22 protein-coding genes and 2 pseudogenes are annotated in these 20013 nt (G+C 38.8%); 12 read left to right on the top strand and 12 right to left on the bottom strand.

The genetic code is table 11. From position 1 onward, the window contains the following. Positions 1-140 precede the first annotated feature (140 nt). The 3 genes and pseudogenes from NSQ62_RS17020 to NSQ62_RS17010 form a co-directional block, all read left to right on the top strand. Positions 141-539: a GNAT family N-acetyltransferase gene (locus tag NSQ62_RS17020; protein WP_341321281.1), complete on the top strand. Its 399-nt coding sequence runs from the start codon at positions 141-143 to the stop codon at positions 537-539. 141 nt (positions 540-680) lie between these two features. Continuing rightward, positions 681-1165: pseudogene (locus tag NSQ62_RS17015) on the top strand (GNAT family N-acetyltransferase). Positions 1166-1186: 21 nt separating this feature from the next. Then, positions 1187-1375, top strand: a pseudogene (locus NSQ62_RS17010) (hypothetical protein); the annotation flags it as partial. 92 nt (positions 1376-1467) lie between these two features. On the opposite strand, the gene NSQ62_RS17005 reads toward NSQ62_RS17010, so the two are convergent. After that, a complete protein-coding gene (locus NSQ62_RS17005) occupies positions 1468-4071 on the bottom strand; it encodes a cation-translocating P-type ATPase (protein ID WP_341321280.1) in 2604 nt (867 codons plus the stop codon). Between the two features lie 157 nt (positions 4072-4228). Between NSQ62_RS17005 and NSQ62_RS17000 the strand changes: the two genes are divergently transcribed. Together NSQ62_RS17000 and NSQ62_RS16995 are read left to right on the top strand one after the other, a co-directional pair. Continuing rightward, a complete protein-coding gene (locus NSQ62_RS17000) occupies positions 4229-4546 on the top strand; it encodes a helix-turn-helix domain-containing protein (protein WP_341321279.1) in 318 nt (105 codons plus the stop codon). 132 nt (positions 4547-4678) lie between these two features. After that, positions 4679-5158, top strand: coding sequence for a GNAT family N-acetyltransferase (locus tag NSQ62_RS16995; protein ID WP_341321278.1), 480 nt, complete (start codon positions 4679-4681; stop codon positions 5156-5158). 72 nt (positions 5159-5230) lie between these two features. Here NSQ62_RS16995 and NSQ62_RS16990 read toward each other — a convergent pair whose 3' ends face one another. From NSQ62_RS16990 to NSQ62_RS16975, 4 genes are read right to left on the bottom strand one after another with little or no spacing between them, the layout of a single operon-like run. Next, positions 5231-6529 carry an NAD(P)-binding domain-containing protein gene (locus NSQ62_RS16990; protein ID WP_341321277.1) on the bottom strand — a complete coding sequence of 433 codons (1299 nt, stop codon included), beginning with the start codon at positions 6527-6529 and terminating at the stop codon, positions 5231-5233. A 3-nt stretch (positions 6530-6532) separates the two neighbouring features. Further along, a complete protein-coding gene (gene arsC / locus NSQ62_RS16985) occupies positions 6533-6982 on the bottom strand; it encodes an arsenate reductase (thioredoxin) (RefSeq protein WP_341321276.1) in 450 nt (149 codons plus the stop codon). 12 nt (positions 6983-6994) lie between these two features. Next, entirely contained in the window at positions 6995-8284 is a 1290-nt protein-coding gene (locus NSQ62_RS16980) for an arsenic transporter (protein WP_341321275.1), read from the bottom strand. After that, positions 8272-8574 (bottom strand): metalloregulator ArsR/SmtB family transcription factor, encoded by a 303-nt coding sequence (locus NSQ62_RS16975; protein ID WP_341321274.1) that lies wholly within the window; start codon positions 8572-8574, stop codon positions 8272-8274. Before NSQ62_RS16975 ends, NSQ62_RS16980 begins: the two co-directional genes overlap by 13 nt. Positions 8575-8991: 417 nt before the next feature. On the opposite strand from NSQ62_RS16975, the gene NSQ62_RS16970 reads away from it, so the two are divergent. The 4 genes from NSQ62_RS16970 (at position 8992) to NSQ62_RS16955 (ending at position 11443) form a co-directional block, all read left to right on the top strand. Further along, on the top strand, positions 8992-9747 hold the full coding sequence (locus tag NSQ62_RS16970; protein WP_341321273.1) for an SDR family oxidoreductase: 756 nt from the start codon (positions 8992-8994) through the stop codon (positions 9745-9747). Between the two features lie 299 nt (positions 9748-10046). Continuing rightward, positions 10047-10448, top strand: coding sequence for an MFS transporter permease (locus NSQ62_RS16965; RefSeq protein ID WP_341321272.1), 402 nt, complete (start codon positions 10047-10049; stop codon positions 10446-10448). 140 nt (positions 10449-10588) lie between these two features. Then, positions 10589-10891, top strand: coding sequence for an excinuclease (locus NSQ62_RS16960; RefSeq protein WP_341321271.1), 303 nt, complete (start codon positions 10589-10591; stop codon positions 10889-10891). Positions 10892-11170: 279 nt separating this feature from the next. Next, positions 11171-11443: a YqhV family protein gene (locus NSQ62_RS16955; protein ID WP_341321270.1), complete on the top strand. Its 273-nt coding sequence runs from the start codon at positions 11171-11173 to the stop codon at positions 11441-11443. A gap of 51 nt (positions 11444-11494) precedes the next feature. Here NSQ62_RS16955 and NSQ62_RS16950 read toward each other — a convergent pair whose 3' ends face one another. Together NSQ62_RS16950 and NSQ62_RS16945 are read right to left on the bottom strand one after the other, a co-directional pair. After that, positions 11495-12724, bottom strand: coding sequence for an MFS transporter (locus NSQ62_RS16950; protein WP_341321269.1), 1230 nt, complete (start codon positions 12722-12724; stop codon positions 11495-11497). 74 nt (positions 12725-12798) lie between these two features. Next, complete coding sequence (locus tag NSQ62_RS16945) at positions 12799-13425, bottom strand: LysE family transporter (protein ID WP_341321268.1); 627 nt, start codon at positions 13423-13425, stop codon at positions 12799-12801. 173 nt (positions 13426-13598) lie between these two features. Here NSQ62_RS16945 and NSQ62_RS16940 point away from each other — a divergent pair, with 173 nt between their 5' ends. Both NSQ62_RS16940 and NSQ62_RS16935 read left to right on the top strand, forming a co-directional pair. Then, a complete protein-coding gene (locus tag NSQ62_RS16940) occupies positions 13599-13886 on the top strand; it encodes a DUF5316 domain-containing protein (RefSeq protein WP_341321267.1) in 288 nt (95 codons plus the stop codon). Positions 13887-14010: 124 nt separating this feature from the next. Continuing rightward, positions 14011-14781, top strand: coding sequence for a hypothetical protein (locus tag NSQ62_RS16935; RefSeq protein ID WP_341321266.1), 771 nt, complete (start codon positions 14011-14013; stop codon positions 14779-14781). Between the two features lie 465 nt (positions 14782-15246). Here the strand turns inward: NSQ62_RS16935 and NSQ62_RS16930 are convergent, their stop codons facing one another. The 4 genes from NSQ62_RS16930 to NSQ62_RS16915 all read right to left on the bottom strand — a co-directional run bounded on the left by NSQ62_RS16930 (position 15247) and on the right by NSQ62_RS16915 (position 18688). Continuing rightward, positions 15247-16170 (bottom strand): hypothetical protein, encoded by a 924-nt coding sequence (locus NSQ62_RS16930; protein ID WP_341321265.1) that lies wholly within the window; start codon positions 16168-16170, stop codon positions 15247-15249. Then, positions 16154-16705, bottom strand: coding sequence for a sigma-70 family RNA polymerase sigma factor (locus NSQ62_RS16925; RefSeq protein WP_341321264.1), 552 nt, complete (start codon positions 16703-16705; stop codon positions 16154-16156). The genes NSQ62_RS16930 and NSQ62_RS16925 overlap by 17 nt, the downstream gene beginning before the upstream one ends. 319 nt (positions 16706-17024) lie before the next feature. Next, positions 17025-17465, bottom strand: coding sequence for a hypothetical protein (locus NSQ62_RS16920; RefSeq protein ID WP_341321263.1), 441 nt, complete (start codon positions 17463-17465; stop codon positions 17025-17027). 332 nt (positions 17466-17797) lie between these two features. Beyond that, positions 17798-18688 (bottom strand): HNH endonuclease, encoded by an 891-nt coding sequence (locus tag NSQ62_RS16915; RefSeq protein WP_341321262.1) that lies wholly within the window; start codon positions 18686-18688, stop codon positions 17798-17800. A 243-nt stretch (positions 18689-18931) separates the two neighbouring features. Here NSQ62_RS16915 and NSQ62_RS16910 point away from each other — a divergent pair, with 243 nt between their 5' ends. Further along, positions 18932-19279, top strand: coding sequence for a hypothetical protein (locus tag NSQ62_RS16910; RefSeq protein WP_341321261.1), 348 nt, complete (start codon positions 18932-18934; stop codon positions 19277-19279). 130 nt (positions 19280-19409) lie between these two features. On the opposite strand, the gene NSQ62_RS16905 is transcribed toward NSQ62_RS16910, so the two are convergent. After that, on the bottom strand, positions 19410-20000 hold the full coding sequence (locus NSQ62_RS16905; protein WP_341321260.1) for a TetR/AcrR family transcriptional regulator C-terminal domain-containing protein: 591 nt from the start codon (positions 19998-20000) through the stop codon (positions 19410-19412). Between the last annotated feature and the right edge of the window lie 13 nt (positions 20001-20013).

The following is a 20013-nucleotide window of genomic DNA, read 5'->3' as shown; positions in this document are numbered from 1 at the left end:
ATGCACCCGGTACACTTACTTTATTTCAGCCTGCGAACTACCCTAGAGAAATAGCATAAAAATAACGCCCCTAAAAATAATAGGCGGCGTTATTTGTCGCTTACGTCTATTTGCTTTAAAAAAATCAGAGGTGACACAAAATGAATTTCAAATTAAAAACATTTAACCAACTAACAAATCAGGAGCTGTACGCTATTTTACAAGAGCGGACAAATGTCTTTGTCGTTGAGCAAAACTGTCCGTATCCAGAGGTCGATGGTAAGGATGCGCAGTCTTATCATTTATATATAGAAGAAAATGGGGAGATTGTTGCATACTTGCGAATTTTGCCGCCAGGTGTAAGCTATGCGGAGCTGTCGATTGGCCGTGTGCTTGTGAAAAAGGAATACCGTGGGCAAAGATTAGCGCACGAGTTGATGGTGCGAGCGCTGCAGTTTATTTCTGATGAATTAAACGAAACGACGGTGAAAATTCAGGCACAGGATTATTTACGAAACTTCATAATTGTAAACATAACACTAGGTACTGATACAAGCTGATTTAAATATTGTAGTGAGTTGTTTGTGTATTTGGCACTTACGTTTTAACTAAACAGCAAAATGGATTAAGTGGAGGTGTTGAATATGGGAAATAACCTAAATGAAGCAACCGAACATGCAAAGTCGAAAAATACGGAATTAATGATTCGTAAACTTAAGCACAATGAAAACCAGCCTATGGATTTACTACTATTAGCCGATCCCTCAGAAAAAAGCATTACGAAGTACCTTGATAAAAGTGAAGTGTACGTAGCAGTTGAAAAGAACATCATTATCGGCGTATATGCATTAATGGAAATCGGACCAAAGAGAGCAGAACTTATGAATATTGCTGTTGCTGATTCGCATCAAGGTAAAGGAATGGGGAAGGCACTCGTTCTTCATGCAATTGAGGTAGCGAGAGCGAATGGTATGCAGTCGATTGAGCTTGGACGGGAAATTCTAGCATTCAGCAGCTGGCACTGTATCAAAAGTGTGGTTTTCGAATGAAAGAAATCATTCATGACCATTTCGTTGAACAATATGACGAACCGATTTTTGAGCAGGGGATTCAGTGTCGGGATATGGTGAGGTTAAGTATTGATTTAAAAAGTAATGAACTGAGATTGATTAGTCATTGCAGTTGATTTGTTCTCAAGTAATATGGAATTTCATTTTCTAAGAATGATGTTTTACTAAATAAAGTGACGACGATTGAACGCTGTGTGAAACGTATTCATGTGGTTTATGAAGGAAAGCCTGAGAATTTAAGCGATTTTACTAAGCAAGATAGTATCATATTGAATATTCCACGTGCATGTGAAGCAAGCATTGATATTAAAAAGTTGCTGGTGGCAACCAGCTCTTAAAAATCGAATAGAAAAACCTAACTTTTGTTATGCAAAAGTTAGGTGGGTTCCCCGTCAATGGGTATTCAGCTGTACGCTACTTAATTGGATGACTTAATTAACTTCCACACTTGATTGACAATGAAAGGCGCAATCGCTAACACATAAATGATAGCAAGCTGCGTTCCGTCTAACTTGGCTACTTCAAAAATTCCATTTAAACCAGGTGTGAAGAGGACAATGTGTAAAAGTGCTACACCAACGCCGAATGCGAGTAAGCTTTGTTTATTCGTGAAAAATCCGATTTTGAAAATCGATTCCTTCGAACGGCAATTAATGCCATGGAATAAGCGTGATAAGCAAAGTGTTGCAAATGCCATCGTACTTGCTAGCATCGCATCATTTGCCGACAACCCAATCCAAAAGGCGATTCCAGTTGCTAGCCCGATAAGTAGTCCTTCAACTAATACATTCAGTGCAAAGCATTTATTTAAAATCGGAATGCGAATATCGCGCGGTTTTTCCTTCATGACCTTATCGTTATGCGGCTCAAGCCCAATCGCAATGGCCGGCAAGCTGTCCGTTAATAAGTTGATAAATAATAGATGAACAGGTGCAAATGGTGCTGGTAACGCAAAAATTGTGGCAAATAGTACGACTAAAATTGCGCCCGTATTGCCTGATAATAAAAACTGAATGGCGTTTTGAATGTTGTTGTAAATACTACGGCCATTTGAAATCGCTTTTACAATCGTAGAGAAGTTGTCGTCCGTTAAAATCATTGCAGAAGCGTCTTTTGCAACTTCTGTACCGGTAACACCCATCGCAACACCAATGTTCGATTGCTTTAACGCCGGTCCGTCGTTCACACCGTCGCCTGTCATCGCTACGACATGGCCTTTTTCTTGCCATGCTCGAACAATTCGAATTTTATGCTCGGGAGAAACGCGCGCGTAGACAGAAATGCGTTCGACAAGGTTTTGCAGTTCGCTGTCTGAAAGTGATTCAATATCTTTTCCTTCGATTGCCTCAGAAGGGTCTTCTAATATACCGATTTGCTTGGCAATGGCAGCGGCGGTAATTAAATGGTCGCCCGTTATCATGATCGTTTTGATGCCAGCATGTTTACATTCAGCAATTGCCTCTATTGTTTCTGCGCGAGGTGGATCCATCATCGCTACTAACCCGACAAAGGTTAAGTTGTCTTCGTCGTCAGTTGTAATTTCGCGCACGGAAACGGGTTTGTAAGCGAAGGCTAAGACGCGTAAACCAGCTGATGAAAGTTGTTTATTCGCTTGTTCAATTTTCGTGATATACTCCGGCGTCACAGCATCGATGCCATGTGCGCCACTTACATAACTGATGCGTGATAAAAGAACATCGACTCCGCCTTTTGTAATCATCACGAGCATATTTTCTAGCTGGTGGACGGTACTCATACATTTACGATCAGAATCGAATGGCACTTCACCAACGCGAGGGAATTGCTCGCGTATTATCAATTCATCTAAACCGTGCTGCTCCCCGAAGTTAACGAGTGCAATTTCGGTAGGGTCGCCTAATTCCTTTTCATCAAGCGTAACGGAATCATTACAAAGTAGGGACATGAGCACAAATCGTTTATGTAGCTCGTCGTCTTTATTGATTGCGTTCGCTGGTAGTTGTGCACCATCGATAAAAACATGTTGAACCGTCATTTTGTTTTGCGTTAATGTGCCCGTTTTGTCGGTACAAATGACAGACACACTACCAAGACTTTCAACGGAATGGAGATTGCGGATAATGGCATTTACCTTGGCCATCTTCGTTGTGCCAAATGCTAAAACGATTGTCACGATTGAGCTTAGTGCCTCTGGAATGGCAGCAACGGCTAGTGAAACGGCAAACATAAATGAATCAACAAGCTCGCGACCACGAATAACATCGAGTACGAAAATAGCGATACATATTAATATGATCGCAAAGGCAAGCTTTTTACCAAATTGATCAAGGCTTACTTGGAGCGGTGTTTTCTTTTCCTTCGCTTGGCCAAGTAAATGAGCAATTTTCCCGATTTCGGTTTGCATGCCAATCGATGTAACAACGACCTTACCGCGCCCATTCGTCACAAAGCTACCCGAGAATACCATATTTTTACGGTCACCAATCGGTAAATCATGATGCTCGATTAATGCACTTGTTTTTTCAACGGGAAGCGATTCGCCGGTTAGCGAGCTTTCATTCAATAGTAGGCTGTGGCATTCAATGATTCGACCATCTGCACTCATAAAGTCGCCAGAATCGAGTAGTGCAACGTCGCCAACTACGACGTCCTTCGAAGGGATTTCAACTATTTGCCCGTCGCGTAATACTTTTGCGGTAGGCGAAGCCATCGCTTTTAAGCTATTTAGTGAATGCTCGGCTTTGACGTGTTGCACAGCTCCTAAAATGGCATTTAGTAAGACGACCACGGAGATGACGATGGAACTTTCAATTTCACCTAAAAATGCTGAAATCGTCGCAGCTAGGATTAAAATAATGACAAGGAAATCTTTAAATTGCTCAAGAAATACTTGCACAATATTTTTTCGGTCGGTCTCTTGTAGTTCATTAGTGCCGTATGTAGTACGCATTTTCTCGACTTCATTTGCCGTCAAGCCGTTTTCATTTACCCCAAGCGTCTCTAAAACGTCTGTAGAAGATTGTTGATAATACTTTTTTGGCATAAGAAACTCCTTTTTTAATCGTTTTAACCATGTATTTCCATTGTAACTAAAAAACGGGGGGAATTCGATTTTTAATTTCGTTTAAATTCTAAACAGGTAAAATAGAAATCGTAGAAAAAGAGCGCTACCTTTTGCGTACGCTAGTACAAAAACCGCATTGGCCTATAGTACGTCGAAACGAATCACGTATTTTCAAGATATTGAAATTCATACGGTTTTTAAAAATAAGTCTACGCTCGCAGTTGAAAAATTTGTTGCTAAGCTTGCGCAATTATCGGATAAGCTGTTACATACGCTCGAGGTCTTTTTTGATTGCAATTTGCAGCTCAATTCTTGTGCAAATGCGATGCAAATTCATCGCCACACATTAAAATATCGTCTCAATCAAATTACGGAGCTAACTGGTTATAATCCGGTAAACTTTGAGGATGCCTTTACATTGAAGGTGGCGTTAATTTTGAAAAATCAGAAATAACCTGGGGGATAGAAGCTCTTTTAGAGAAAATACTACATATATAGTTATGCTGAAATGAAGAAAATACCGGGTGCAAGAGCAATTAAAATTGTATCTGCACCCGGTATATTAATTTCTAGACGAGGTGATGACATGCAAAGAAACCTAACAATAACAAAACTTGAAAACAACGAATCTGCACCAATGCCGCTCCTGTTATTAGCTGATCCATCCGAAAAAAATATTTTGAAGTATCTCAATAAGAGCGACGTCTATGTTGCGCTTGAAAATGAAGTCATTATTGGTGTGTACTTGCTAAAAGAAATCGGCCCTTCAAAAGTAGAGCTCATGAACATTGCTGTAGCAGAGTCGCATCAAGGAAAAGGACTAGGAAAAGCGTTAGTGCAACATGCGATTGAAGCTGCCAAAAATAGCGGGATGCAATCGATTGAGCTTGGGACAGGGAACTCCAGTATTCAGCAGCTCGCGCTTTATCAGAAGTGTGGGTTTCGTATGAAGGAAATTGTTCATGACTTTTTTGTCATCAATTACGACGAACCTATTTTCGAAAACGGCATTCATTGTCGGGATATGGTGAGGCTTGGGATTGATTTGAGTAGTTGGGCTAAATAAGACAACTAAAATAAAACAGCAGTGCAAAAGCATAAAAGCTTTTCGCACTACTGTTTTTATGAACATAATAATTTACTGACAGCACCCATCAATCCCAGTATGACACACACCAGTTTCAGGAAGAGCGAGTTTGACATCAAGTGCGGCTTCTTTATCGCCGGCAAGGTAAGCGGCAATTGAACGCACTTGTTCATAGCCTGTTGCCATTAAAAATGTTGGGGCACGGCCGTAAGATTTTGCACCAACGATATAAAAGTCTTGTTCGCGCTGGCGTAATTCTTTCTCGCCATGTGCAGGGACCGTTCCACAGCTATGCAGGTTGGGATCTATGAGTGAGGCAATTGCTGGCACGGCCTCCGTTAATGGATCGACCTCATAGCGTAGTTCTTGATGGAACGAAAAGTCTGGTCGGCTGCCTGTATTGACGATTAATTCATCGAAAGGACCGATTTTTTTGTCAGCGCCTTTTAAGATGATTCCGTGTTCCTTTTCTAAAATTGACTGGATTGAAAAGGGTGTTTCGACATGAATCATGTTTTCTGAAATGATCGTTTTCATCTTTAAACCAAGTTCGCCACGTGCAGCTAGTTCATCGCTCGTGCCACCACCTAAAGCATCCTCCACACGGTTTTTGCGTAAAATCCATGTGATTTCAGTTTGGGGAGAGGCTTCCTTTAAGGATACTAATTGCAGCAATGAGTTAATGGCCGAGTGTCCGCCACCAACAACAGCCACGCGTTTATTGGCAAAGCGTGCTTTTTCCGCTGCGATATTAGGAATCATATAATCGATGTTTGCATGTGCCGCTTGTTCGCCAGGTAATAAGACACCGTGACTTGCAGCTGGGTTTGGGTGTCCCCATGTACCGGTTGCATCAATGATAGCGCGTGCTTTATATGTTTTAGCGGACTGCCCATTTTTTGTGAAAATTAAGAAGGGCTGGTTTGCACGGTTTGTTGATTTCATTTTATCGGTGTTCAGCTTGGTGATGGCAATCACTTCTTCACCTGTTCGTAGCTGCTCTTGAAATAACTTGCTTAAAGGGAGTAAGTATTGTTCGCGTAACGCTTGCCCAGTTGGGATGTCGTCCTTGTTCGGCATCTGCCAGTCTGTGTTTTCTAACAGCTTTTGTGCGGCAGAATCTACATTATATTCCCACGGAGAAAATAGCTGAACATGTGCCCATGTGGCCACGTTTGCCGCAGCTTCACCTTTTTCTAAAATAATGAAGGGAATATTGTACGCTTTTAAATGAGCAGCAGCTGCAAGACCGATTGGGCCAGCGCCAAGTATCGCAACAGGATAGCTCGGCTCACAGCAACCAGTACTTGGCGCGCAGCAAGTTGTGTTCGTTAAAATTGGTAATTCCATTAGTTATTCCTCATTTCCTTTTTCGTTCATCGAAGTGCTTGATTGCTGTTGTGCAAATTCGATAATGCGTGCTTCAATCGCATCGCGCACCGTCTGGAAAACCAGCCACTTTTCAGCTTCTGTTCCCGTTGCCTTTGCCGGATCTTCAAAGCCCCAATGCTCACGGTGAACAGCGCTTGGTGTCATCGGACATTTATCCGCTGCATCGCCACATAGTGTAACGACAAGTGTCGCATTGTTTAAAATGCTTGCGTCAATCATATCTGAAGTTTGTGACGTAATATCGATGCCTACCTCAGCCATAGCTTTTACCGCATTCGGATTCAAACCGTGCGCTTCGATGCCTGCACTTCGAATGTTCCAGTATGGTAAATGTTTTTTCGCAAAGCCTTCAGCCATTTGGGAGCGGCAGGAATTGCCTGTGCATAAGAAATACAGTGTATTTGTTGTCATAATGAGTGTCTCCTAAAAAATTAATAATGTGATATATAGTCCAACTAATGTAAATAGTAAAATCGGTATCGTTAATACAATTCCTGTTTTAAAGTACGTGCCCCAAGAAATTTTGACACCTTTTCCTGCCAGTACGTAGAGCCAAACGAGTGTCGCGAGTGAACCAATCGGTGTAATTTTTGGCCCTAAATCAGAGCCGATGACATTGGAGTAAATCAGAGCCTCACGTAATGTGCCGTCAGTCGAGGTTTCGGCAATTGCTAGGGCATTGACCATGACAGTCGGCATATTGTTCATAACAGAAGATAAAAATGCAGCGATAAAGCCCATCCCGACTGTTGTCACAAACAAGCCTTGCTGTGCTGTCCATTCAATGACGCTTGCTAAGGCCGGTGTTAATCCGGCATTGCCTAGTCCGTAGACAACGACATACATCCCGATCGAGAAGAACACGATGTTCCAAGGTGCACCTTTTACAACAGCTGTTGTATCAACAACGGCGCTTCTCTTTGCCAATGCTAAAAAGAAAATCGCAACAAGTCCTGCCACAAGTGATACCGGTACGCCAATGAATTCACTTGAGAAATAGCCAGCTACTAAAATGGCTAACACAACCCAAGATAGCTTAAATAGTTTCATATCTTTAATCGCAAGATGCGGTTGTTTTAGCATCTTTTCGTCGTATTGACGTGGAATCGATTTGTTAAAGTAGATGAGTAGTACGACAATTGTTGCAACAAGCGAAAACAAGTTCGGTAGTAGCATACGCGAGGCATATTCCACAAACCCGATATTAAAGAAGTCTGCGGACACGATATTTACTAAGTTACTGACGACAAACGGTAAGCTCGTCGTATCAGCAATAAAACCACTTGCCATAATAAACGGAAAAATCATTTTTTCGCTAAACTGCAAATGACGCACCATCGCAAGGACAATCGGCGTTAAAATCAGAGCCGCGCCGTCGTTTGCAAATAATGCTGCAACGATTGCACCTAGTAAACTCACGTACACAAACATTTTAATCCCGCTACCTTTTGCCACGCGTGCCATATGGAGTGCAGCCCATTCAAAAAGACCGATTTCGTCTAAAATAAGCGAAATTAAAATAATCGCAATAAACGACAGGGTAGCATTCCACGTAATGTCGATAACGGTCCCGACATCCTGAAAATCAACAATCCCCACTAACAATGCGATGGTAGCCCCAGCCATCGCAGACCAGCCAATATTTAATCCCTTTGGCTGCCAGATAACGAAGAGTAATGTAATGATAAAGAGAGCGCTCGCTAAGATGAACATGTTGTACCCTCACAGCGACATGTATCATTTGCTTGAATCTCTGCAATCACTGCATGAACAACAGGTGACAGCTCTTTAGCTAGTCGATAATATTTCCATGTGCCATCTTTTCGTTCTGTAATAATGTCTGCCTCTTTCAATTTTTTTAACTGCTGACTAACTGCAGGCTGCGAAATGCCAAGAACCTCGACAAAATCACATACACATACCTCGCCGTTTTTCATGCAAGCTAGCAATGTAAGCCGATTTTTATCAGCGAGTGCCTTTAATTGTTTTTCTAATAAATCCAATATGTAACCTCCTGCTTCATTCATAAGTATTTACTTATATAATTTATCACGCGATTAAATATAAGTAAATGCTTATTTATTGTATGCATTGATTTTTTAAAAGTGCATCACATGGAGACGTCCAAGAATAAATCACTACATAATTTATGAGAATGCTAGAAGCTATTATTTCAGTTGAAAACATTTCATTTCGAATTGTGAAATAACACTAAATTGTATCTAAAGTATGTATAAAATTCATAGGTTATAGTGAAAATATCTTAGAAGGGGAAGTGCATACGAGGCAACATAATTGAAGGAGCAAAACATTGCGCATAAAAATTTTCCGCTATATATTTAAATTGTTAAAAGCTTAAGCGATTAACCAAACAGGGAAAAGCTATAGAGAATCTGAAGTTTTTCTGAAAAGGAGAAATTGTGTTGAAATTAAAAGACAAAGTAGTGATCATTACAGGTGGTGCTGGTGGTATTGGCGCTGGTATTGGACGTGCAATGGCAAAGGAAGGCGCAATCGTTGTAGCAGTCGATGTGAATCCTGAGGCAGGGGCAAAAACGGTAGCGGACTTGCAGCAATATTCACCCGAGTCTAGCTTTATTCAATTTGATTTAACAAAGCATGATCAACTGAAAAATTTAGTGGAGCAAGTCGTAGAGAAATATGGACGTTTAGATGTGTTAGTGAACAATGCACATGCCTCTAAGCAAGTGCCATTCCTTGAAACAACGCCAGAACATTTAGCGTTGTCGATGGATACGGGCTTTTACCCTACTTGGTATTTAATGCAGGCAGCGATTCCTCATTTACAGAAAACGCGTGGCAATATTATTAACTTTGCTTCAGGAGCTGGGTTAAAAGGTCATAAAACGCAGGCAGCTTATGCAGCAGCGAAAGAAGCAATTCGCGGTATTACGCGTGTTGTTGCCAACGAATTTGGTGCTGATGGTATTACAGCAAATCTGATTTCACCAATCGCCAACTCTGAAGGTGTACAAGCTTGGGCTAAGGCACAACCAGAATATTATCAAGGAGTGCTAGCAGGTATTCCGATGGGCAAATTCGGTGACCCAGAGGAAGACATCGGTCGTGTAGCGGTCTTTTTAGCATCAGAGGATTCAAAATATATTACAGGTCAAACATTAATGGTTGATGGTGGCTCGATCATGCTTCATTAATCGTTTATAATAAATCCCTCATTTAGCAAACAGCGTTACGCATGTTTGTTGGATGAGGGATTTTTTGATTAAGTAAAAAAATTCTAGTGAAATTTATCCGCCAACGCAGAAGCACCGCCTACAGCGGATAATTAATACAAGAACTGAGTACTGTCCAAAAAAGTAATCGCTTTTAGGCCAACCCTTTTTGATAGTAAAATTCAACAACGTGTTGAAAATTGTCGATTGCTCCAATAACGCATTCATTATAAACTATAAATATAAATCAACAAGGTGTTTAATTTTGAAGGAGGAAACAAATGATGAGTAAAAAAGCAAAAGTAATGATGGCCATTGCAGGTGCAATTATTATAGCGATGATTAGTAAAGCGTTTATGTTCGATGAAGCAGTGAAAGGTTATTTAGTGACATTCTTCTTTGTAGGGGCTGGGTTAGCGATGCTGCGTCTATTCATTAATGGGATGATCAGTAAAATGAAAGGCAAACATATCGGGGTGAAAATCGGTTTCTTTGCGGCGTTGTTAAGTGTTGGTGTACCGTTCCAAAGCTGGTTCCGTACAGATGTGTTATTTGCCATGAGTAAAACATTCATTGTGCCAAGTGTGATCGTGATGGTATCGAGTGTCGTATTGATGACTGTTGTGTACGGAGTTGTTTATCAGAAGGTCCGTGTGCCATATTTAGAGGAAAAACATGCTTAAGCTATATCAGACCCTGAAAGTTAGTGTGTTAGACACTAACTTTCGGGGATTTTCCTATTAATTCGTTTTCTACCTTTTGCTTATACAACATTCACCCATTATAATAAAACAACAGTAATGGTTTAAAAGGAGATTGTTTCATGAACACACGTTATAAAATTACACGTCTTGATCGAGAAGGAAATCCACTATTAACGTTAGAAGAATGCCAAAGTTTCTTCGCAACGCAGGCTGATTTCCAGTACAATGATTCATTTGGTGCTAGCCAGGACGGTGTACATATGAAAATCAAAGGTCACTTTTTTATGTGGCAGTTAGAAAATGTACAAGTGCCGTTTCGTTTTTATGAGGGCGAGCTTTATGTAGCGATTACGCATCCGGTTGTGTTAGAGAAAACAATCGACATTGCGCGTCGATTAGAAGCGAATTATATTGAAGGATAATTGAAAAGAATGAGTAGGCTTTCCGAATGATATCGGTAGCCACTCGTTCTTTTTTGTTGAATAGTTTTCATGGTGTGATGTGGTAAAGAAAGCGAATTAATCGCTGGTATTTGTAGAATACCTTTCACAAATGAGTATTACATAGAGAATTATTAGAAATCCATTAGAAGGGAAATGGATTTCACTGCAGCGAAAAGATTTGGCGAATAAAGGAGCTTATAGAATGAAAATAATTGATGGACATGTTGCATATGTTAGGTAGCAACACTAGTAGGGGATGTGATCGTTATTGAAAAGGCTCTGATTCTAATCGTTGCCCTGCGACTGATTTCAGGAAGTATCGAGCTGACGGCTGCTGCACTCATGTTTAAATTCAATGATTTAGAAAAAGCCTTTTATATTAATACACTGCTGGCCTTAGTCGGTCCCGTTATCTTAATTACGACGACGGGTATTGCGTTGCTTGGATTAGCTGAGAAAATTTCATTAACAAGAATCCTCTGCCTTTTTGGTGGGATTTTTCTGATTCTGTTTAGCTTAAAATCTGAATAAAACAACGCACAAAAGGACCAATTAGCCTCAGTAGCTAATTGATCCTTATTTTTATGTCGCTTTATTGGCTTTTCCGATTTCATCAACGTTAATGAATTTAAAAACAACGAACAATAGAATTGCTCCCAATACACCTGCCGTAATATAGCTGATATTGAGATAATTTTTCATAACGAGTGACATAATAGGAGGACCCGCTGCAACGCCGATAAATCGGGCCGAGCTATAAAAAGAGGAAACGGTTCCCCGTAACTCTTTTTCGATATTTTCTGTAATAATGGCATCAAGTGCAGGCAAGAGTGCACCAATAGCGGTTCCCACAATACTTGTAACGACTAATAACAGAATTAATTTTTTGCTTGTAAACCCGACAAAGGCAATGCTGACAGACATGGCAATCAACGAAACGACGATGATTTTTTTCATCGTTGCAAGGTCGCCTTTAATTTTTCGTCCGGAAATAAAGGAAGCGATACAAAGTAATAACAATGGGATGGCTAAAACAAAGCCTTTTTTAATGCCCTTTATATCATGCACTTTTTCAAGGTTTTCGGATAAGAAAAATAACATCGCAAATAATATGAGCATCACAAGAATCCCGTTCAGGAATACGGTATACAACCATTTTCCTTCCGCCTTGAATACTTCCTTTGTGTTATTTAAAAACTTCTTAAATTTCACAGGTTCATCCCTATTTTTAGGAACTTTAACAAAGAAAAAGATAAGTGCAATTGAAATTAAACTAAGTGCTGAAATCGAAAAGAAGGGCAAGAACCATAAGATTGCGGCAAATATCGAACCTAAAATGGGGCTTAATACTTTGCCAAACGTGTTGGACGTTTCAACAATGCCTAAAGTAGAACTGATTTTTTCATCATTATCCTGATAAAGATCACCGACAAGTGGTAAAACAATGGGCATCGCTCCAGCCGCTCCGATACCTTGTATAATCCTACCGACGATAATCATTGTATACGGGTCGTCCATTTTCCAAGAAGCAAACCCGGCAATCAAACCACCAATTAAAGCTAAAATTAAACTCGGCAGTATTACCATTTTTCTACCAAAGCGGTCTGATAAATAGCCAGCTACGGGAATAAGGAAAATTGCCGCGACGGAATAGCTTGTAATGATCATGCTCGACTGAAATGATGTGATCCCGACCTTCTCTTCCAGTTTCGGGAGCACCGGAATAAGCATGGAATTTCCCAGCGTCATGATGAGCGGAATGGAAGTGATACTTACAATACACCAGACACTTACTTGATCCTTATCTTTCATTACCACACCTCAACTAGTCCTGTTTTGAATAAGGTTAGGATATCCAGTGTTTTTTGTTTTATGCTTTTTAGAAGTTAAAATAACGCATCAAAGGCCTGTTTCCCAAAATAAATGCCAAAAGCAATCATTAAGATGGATGAAATAAGGGAAACCGTTTTCAATAGCTTGGTCGATAATAGTTTACGCGCGACACTAGAGAAAAAGGACATTGTAATATCCACTAAAACAATACCTACTAAAATAGCAATGCTCAGTATAATGATTTGATAGCCGTTGAAAGATCCGGCCGTTTTTGCAAGGATAGAACCATAAATCCCTAGCCAAAAAAGGATTGTTAGTGGGTTGAGTAGTGACATAAAAAAACCAGAGAGGATTGATTTTCGAAGACGCGTTCTTTTACCAGTATTTGAATCGAGCTCAATTTTATGTAGCGAGAGTAAATTTTCTATACCAGTATATAAAAGAACAAAGCAGCCAAAAGACCAAAGTATCGTTTTCAATAGTAAGGAATCAATAAATTGACCAACGCCAAAATACACGACAAACATATACACGATGTCAGTTGTCAAAGCACCAAGACTAAAAAACCAAGCATGAAAGAAGCCGTTTTTAAACCCAGTATTTAAGAGAACGGTCTTAACAGGTCCAATGGTTGAAGCCATCGAGATGCCTAAAAAAACATAGGTGAATATCGAATTCATGAACAACCCTCCACTAATCTTTTGTCTCATTTTATTCGGAAGTGGGGACTTCTAGGACTAGTTAGGAGGGAAATGATTTTTCATTTTGACTAATAGTTGAAGCTAAATGATGCTGCCATACGTATTACTAGTAGAAATCTAACTGTAGTGATTGTATTTAGGGAGAGATGCGGATGAAGTATGTAGCGATTGGTCTATTATTATCACTACTTGGGAGCGTTGTAGCGCTTGTTATTTGGGATGTTCATATGGTGGCAGATGTGACGGGGATGATTGGGTTGGTATTTTTAGTCCTATCGATGATCATGTCAGGGGCGTTTGTCAGTGGTGACCGTGTACGTTTGAATGCCGCAACAGAAACTGATAAAGGGCGGGAGGAACGGAATCGATTGGTGACGCGCTCACTTCTGATTGCGCTGCCGAATTTAGTAGTGATGCTGGGGTTTTATTTGTTTATTTAAGTTTGTATTGAAATGATTTCGATAGATTACTCTAGTTCTTTACAATTATATCAATAATATAGTAATATAATTATTTGTTGTATATATTTACTATAAAAATAGATAAATTGTAAGGGGTATTAAGTTGAAAAATACTATTTTGAAGTGGCTAGCTATTATAGGATTGCCTACAGTGTTCATCATCATTGTTGCGTACTTTAATATTCAGAATGAAAAGAAACTAGAGCAATTGGAAATCGAAGAGGAAATGCAAGAGGCTACAGAAGAAATGCTTGCCGAAATTGAACGAGATGTTGCAGCGTCTAAGGCGAAATATGCGAATGGCGATAAAAGTGAAGCTATTTCAATGATGAATGATGCCGCTAATTATGCGTATTATTTACAAAATGAAAAGCATCATGAAAACGATCTTTTAACGGAAACATTAACTTATTATAATGACATCGTCCATGAATATTTTAAAGAAGGTACGGGCAAGGAAATTTATGAGCAAGGTGCTAATAGTTTAACTTTTGAACAAATTGATTCATTTTACGGTGCGTACATTTTACTAAGGGAAGAAGCATTAGAAGATGAACTTGCAAGATATGTGATGGAGTTAGAAGGCTTCTATAACCAAATAGAGGCGAAAAGAGATGCATATTGGGACAATCAAAGAGATGCTAATAAAAGAGAAGATTCTCGTTCCCCATATACTGAGGATGAGCTTCGTAATGATCCAAACGCCCCATCAACAAATCCGAATGACTACAATGAAGATGGCGAATATGTCCCACATAATGGCGTGAGTGAAAGTCCAGAAGATTACAGCGTAAACGGGGAATATAAACCAGTCGATGAAATGACAGATGAAGAAATTATTGAAGAGTTAAATAGTTTTTTTGGCGGTGAATAATAAAGTTTATAAAATTAAATCAGGAAATAAAAGAAGCCTAGCAATTTGTATTACGGGTTCTCTTTTGAATCACAATTTATAAAATAAACTCTAAAGTAGCTCATTAAATCGACACATGATTAATGGGCTATTTTTTATTGTTATATCAATGTTTTTAAGTGATTGAGTATTGAATTGCGGGTTAAATTGTTGTAGTAAACATGCGATTTTAGATTAGAAAATATGCACGATTTTATGCAAGAAAGCGAACGCTGCACCTTTACTTAAAAGTCCCTTCAACTATTACTGTGAGCGTCTTTATAAAAACATGCATAAAATTCCGTATAAAGAATGTTCCATAAAAAAGCCGAAAACGTTGATTTAACAGCGTTTACGGCTTTTTGGTATGTCCCCAAACTTCGATTTGGGAACGTTTTTTGAATTTATTTTGTATGCTTTATTAGGTTTGACTAATTTAACCCTGTATCAATTATTAATGACATCTTTTACAATCGCCAATAATTCTTCCAATCCTTCTTTATAATTAAAACGTATTTCCACCATAAGATTTTTGTCATTTTCTTCTAAAATAAATAAAAGTTCTTGCTCGTTTTGATTAAATAAGAATTCCATTCCCATTTCATTTATCCGAGTGTATTGGGTTAAATCTTGGGTGGTGTGCATACTCCTTCCAGCATCGCTAATATTAATTTGGAAGCCTTGATATTTTTCTTTTTCTTTGTGACTATATAACAGGTGTAGAGAAGAGACCTCTGATGTTAAATCACCTTCTTGTACCATGTATGGAACCCCTTCTTGTTTTGCTTTCAAATACAATTCCTCTGCCTTTTCGGTAGAGTCAATTTCAGGAAATTGATAATATATTAGTCCTTCAGATAGAGTATATGCATCTAATAGTTCATCTTTAAGGTGAAGGAAGTTTGAAAGATTACTTGGAATTTCAGTAACACTTACAATTTTTTGGTCATCCACAATGAAATCAACTAACGTCGGATTAAATTCATAACCCTCTGTTGTTATAAAATATGCGAACTTTCCGTCAGAAAGATTTTCTTTTATATCATTTCTAATGCTGTTATACTTTCTATTAATCCGTTGTCTTTCATTTTCCCGCTCTGCATCTATTTCATCTATTGGCTGAATGTTATAAATTTCTTCTCCTTCGCCATTAAAAAACTTCCAATTAATTGTCTCAAATGCGAAACCGATTGTAGCAAATGCGAACAAGCTAACTAATACGGTCGCTATTGAAAATTTAGTATATGGTTTGAACCGATTATTCTTTTCAAAAATGTGCTCTTCAAAAACCTCGATACTTTGAATCTCTGGCATTGGCTGATCTCTTAATCGTTCTTCAAATTCCTCAAATGACTTAATTTTTTCCTTCATCTTGTAACCTCCCTCTTATTATATTTTGAATTTTATTCTTTACCCTTTCAAATCGTTTTCTAGTAGTAGCATTTGAAATGCCTAAAATCGATCCAATTTCATTAAAATCCTTATCTTCTACAATCCGTAGTGTAAGTAATGCACGTTCTTTTGGCTTTAACATAGAGAAGATGTAGTCCAATTCAATATCCGTACCAACGTCTTGATTAATGTCTTCTTTTAATAATTGATTCTTCTCTTTTTCAGTAAATGAATTAAAGGATATAAAACTGACCATTGATTTCCTTCTGAATTGATTTATACAGTGATTATAAGCAATCTTATATAACCAAGAACTGTAATTATCAATTGTCAGGAGATTATTACTCTTAAATGCTTTAATAAAAACTTCTTGGACGGCGTCTTCTGCATCATGCGAATTTCTTAATATGTTGAAACAGTAAATGTAGATTTTATCATGGTATTCTTTGATTAATCGTGATATTTTACTTTCCCTAGATTCTTCAAAACTGGGTACTGCAATATTTTCAAACATTTATCTTCACCCCTTTCATAACCTTCTATATATAAGGACAAATAAGAATTAGAAAATGTGACATTTTTAATGGATTTCGTATAATTTTTAGAAGAATATTCAATGAGGGGATTAATTAGCTTTACTTTACATTTTTCTGAAAAACAAGTCACTAAATATTCGTTTGGGAATTTTCTTATTCACAAGCAACAAAAAAACACCCACATTCAATTAAATGGGGTGTTAGTTACCAAAGTATCATTTGGGAACTTTATTAGATTTATTTATGTATACGTAATAAACCCTTGTCGCATTAAAGCACTCTGTTAGCGAAAAAAACTTACTTAACTTCAATTACAAAGACATAACCCGAACTTCCCTTTTCCCAATTTGCAGAAACACTATAAATATAAACACCTTTTTCTTTTGGCGCTACTAATACATTGTCATTTAATGGGGCATTTTCTATTTCATCGTTACTAAACCATATAGATGCGTTTAACGTATCTACTAGTGGTTTACGCTTAAATTTTATTTTTAATTCAGCTCCAGGTGATACAACAACAGGTTTAAGTTCGTGATGTTTAATCATATCTGGTGGAGAAATCATATCAACACATTGTGCGTTAATAAGTCCATTCCAACAATAAGAACCTTGCGCCACTTCTACAGTCTTATTTTCTATAGTTATGACTGGTTTAGGTGGTTTAAGGTTAAGTACAAAATAAATCCCACCTACTAACACAACTACAGCTAATAAAGAAATTAATACCTTTTTCATACACTTCCCCCCTCGTAAAACATAGACGTGTAGAATTCCCCTAATGTTACACATATTTTTATTTGTAGGGTAATTCAACTAAATTATGTTATTTAATTACAATAAAGTTACCAAAGCGTTGTTTGGGAACGTTATCCACTTCTACATTATAAAGTAATTAGATTCGACAAATATAACGATAATCCTCTTGTCTATTCACTTTACGATATAGTGGATAAAATACCTTGTGAAGTCTAGTGATTTTCGCAAGGTATTTTAATCGTTATTTTAGTTTTTGCACTTCTAAAGAGAACCCCTAGCAATTTGTACTAGGTTTCTTTTTTATCTATATTTTATCGATACGCACTGCCGCCCCCCCAAATCACGCGGCCTCCTGTATGTGCAGTTTCGTTATGCGCCTCGCTCTCCACAAGCTGTAACACACCAGGCTGTTCGTGGTGATGCCATGTATAGCCATCGGGTGTAATGTTGTGCGCAAGTAACTGAACATCAGTTGTTGAAAGGCCAAGCTCATGTGCAAGTGACGGATTGTCAGAAATCGCCACTGCTAGCTGTATATTAGCCTCTTTAAAATGTAATGAATCTGACTGTAAGTATTGTTCCGAGCTTAATTCCGCAGTAAAGCTACTTTCAAAAACGGGGAACACATCGGAAATCACGTTGCCATTATGCTCGACGACAGCGCGTTCAAATGCCACGCCTGTTTCAGGATGTACATCGCCTTCAAGTGTTGCGTTCATTGCCTGTATACTTTCTGCTTGTACCGCGTCCGCACCGTCTAAAAGATCCACTACACTAATAGCGAAAATCGATACAGCCGCTAATTGAGATAAGCGCCATGCGCCATTTTTTGCGCGGCCATAGTCTTTTGTAATTAGCCCAGAAGCTGTTTCATAGGAGCTTGTTGCCCCTTCTTTTAAAAAGCCACCAATGCCCTTAACGAGCGATTTTCCCGCGCCCTTTAGTTCATCGACACCATCAGCTCTCGTGTTTGAATCTTTTTGGATTTGTCCTTTTGCCGTTTTGTATGCGCCTTCCGCAACTTGTCCAGTTAACGAAAGACTCGCTTCTGTAGCGCGCCCTGCTTTATCAGACGCCTCTTTAATCCACTCTGCGGGCTTATCGTAGCCGGTTTTTTCAACGCCTTTACTAAGTAAATTCCCTGTAGTAGAAATTGCGCCGTTTAAAAGTTGACCTGACTTTTGTGAGAATTTTTTAAGCATCGAATCGACCTGCCTTTTTGGTTTGTTATAGGGAATTATATAGGTGTATAGGAATAAAATCCATTAGCAAATAAAATAAACAGAGATACTTAATTTAATTTTAAAAAACTGTTTATCGTGCGACATGTTTTAAAGAATGCAAAACGGAAATAGAATAAATGTCACAACCTAGCACCACCATTCAATCTATGATACAGTAGCAACACTACCGCCGTTTGAAAGGCGCAATGGAGGTTATTTAATATGAACACAGTCGATGAATTTGTAGAGTCATTAGTAGCAGCAACAATTAATAACGAAGTAACATGGAGCGCGGGTACACCTGAATTAGCCGCTGCTTTAGAAGAGGTATATGGCAACTCAGATAAGCTTTACACTTTTTTCGATGAAGAAGCGGGCGCGAACGTTGTATGCGCATCATACCAATATTACGAAGGCGAAGTAGAAGCCGACGAATTCATTAAAGAAGGCATGAGCATTTTACTTGTAGATACAGAGGATTTCGAAATCTTAAACGAGATTACGGATGAAGATGTAGAAGAAGCTGCAATTTTTGCAACATTAATCGAAGCGATTGAAGAGAAAAAATAAGTAGTAAATGAAAACCGCGCAACCTTAGAGTAATTAAGGTTGCGCGGTTTTTTATTTGCGAATTTTCACAGGGATGCATGTTCTAAAGTACGTGTTGCCCAGCGCTCGGCTACACATAAATTACTTCACCTTATCCCTCACTTCTCTGGATAAACCGAATAATATTAACATAAAGCGACGTCATCTCTTCCGGTGTTTTGTCGAGCCCGTTTTGTACCCACTGCTCCACCAGTCCTAAAAAGGCAGATGTGATGAACGCTAGAAAATAATCCATCGACAGGTTGAGTCGACTTTGAATCGCTTCGTTTTGCTCGAGGTTTACCCGTACTTTTTGTGAAAAGGCATCGCGGAATCGAAAGTGAAACCCAGCGCGGCCATGGTGGCTTAAGAAAATTTTCAGGAGCGGAGCTTGCGCTTGAATCGAGCCAAAAAGAGATGCGGCAAGTTGCTCTTGATGCTCTTGGAAATTTTGCGTAGCCAAGTAGCGTGATTGTAATTCGTCAATATGATTGCCTAAATTCTCGAAGAGCTGCTGTTCGATTTTATCCAGTAAATCGTATTTGTCGAGATAATGTAAATAAAACGTTCCGCGGTTAATACTAGCAACTTTCGAAATATCTCCAACCGTAATACTATCAAACGGCTTTTCTGCTAATAGCTGAATAAATGACTGTTGAATAAGCTGCTTCGTTTTGCGATTTTTTTCGATATATATACTCAAAATGACGCCTCCT

The organism is Solibacillus sp. FSL H8-0523, assembly GCF_038051985.1.
Lineage (GTDB): Bacteria > Bacillota > Bacilli > Bacillales_A > Planococcaceae > Solibacillus.
This window is presented reverse-complemented; position numbering and strand designations above follow the sequence as displayed.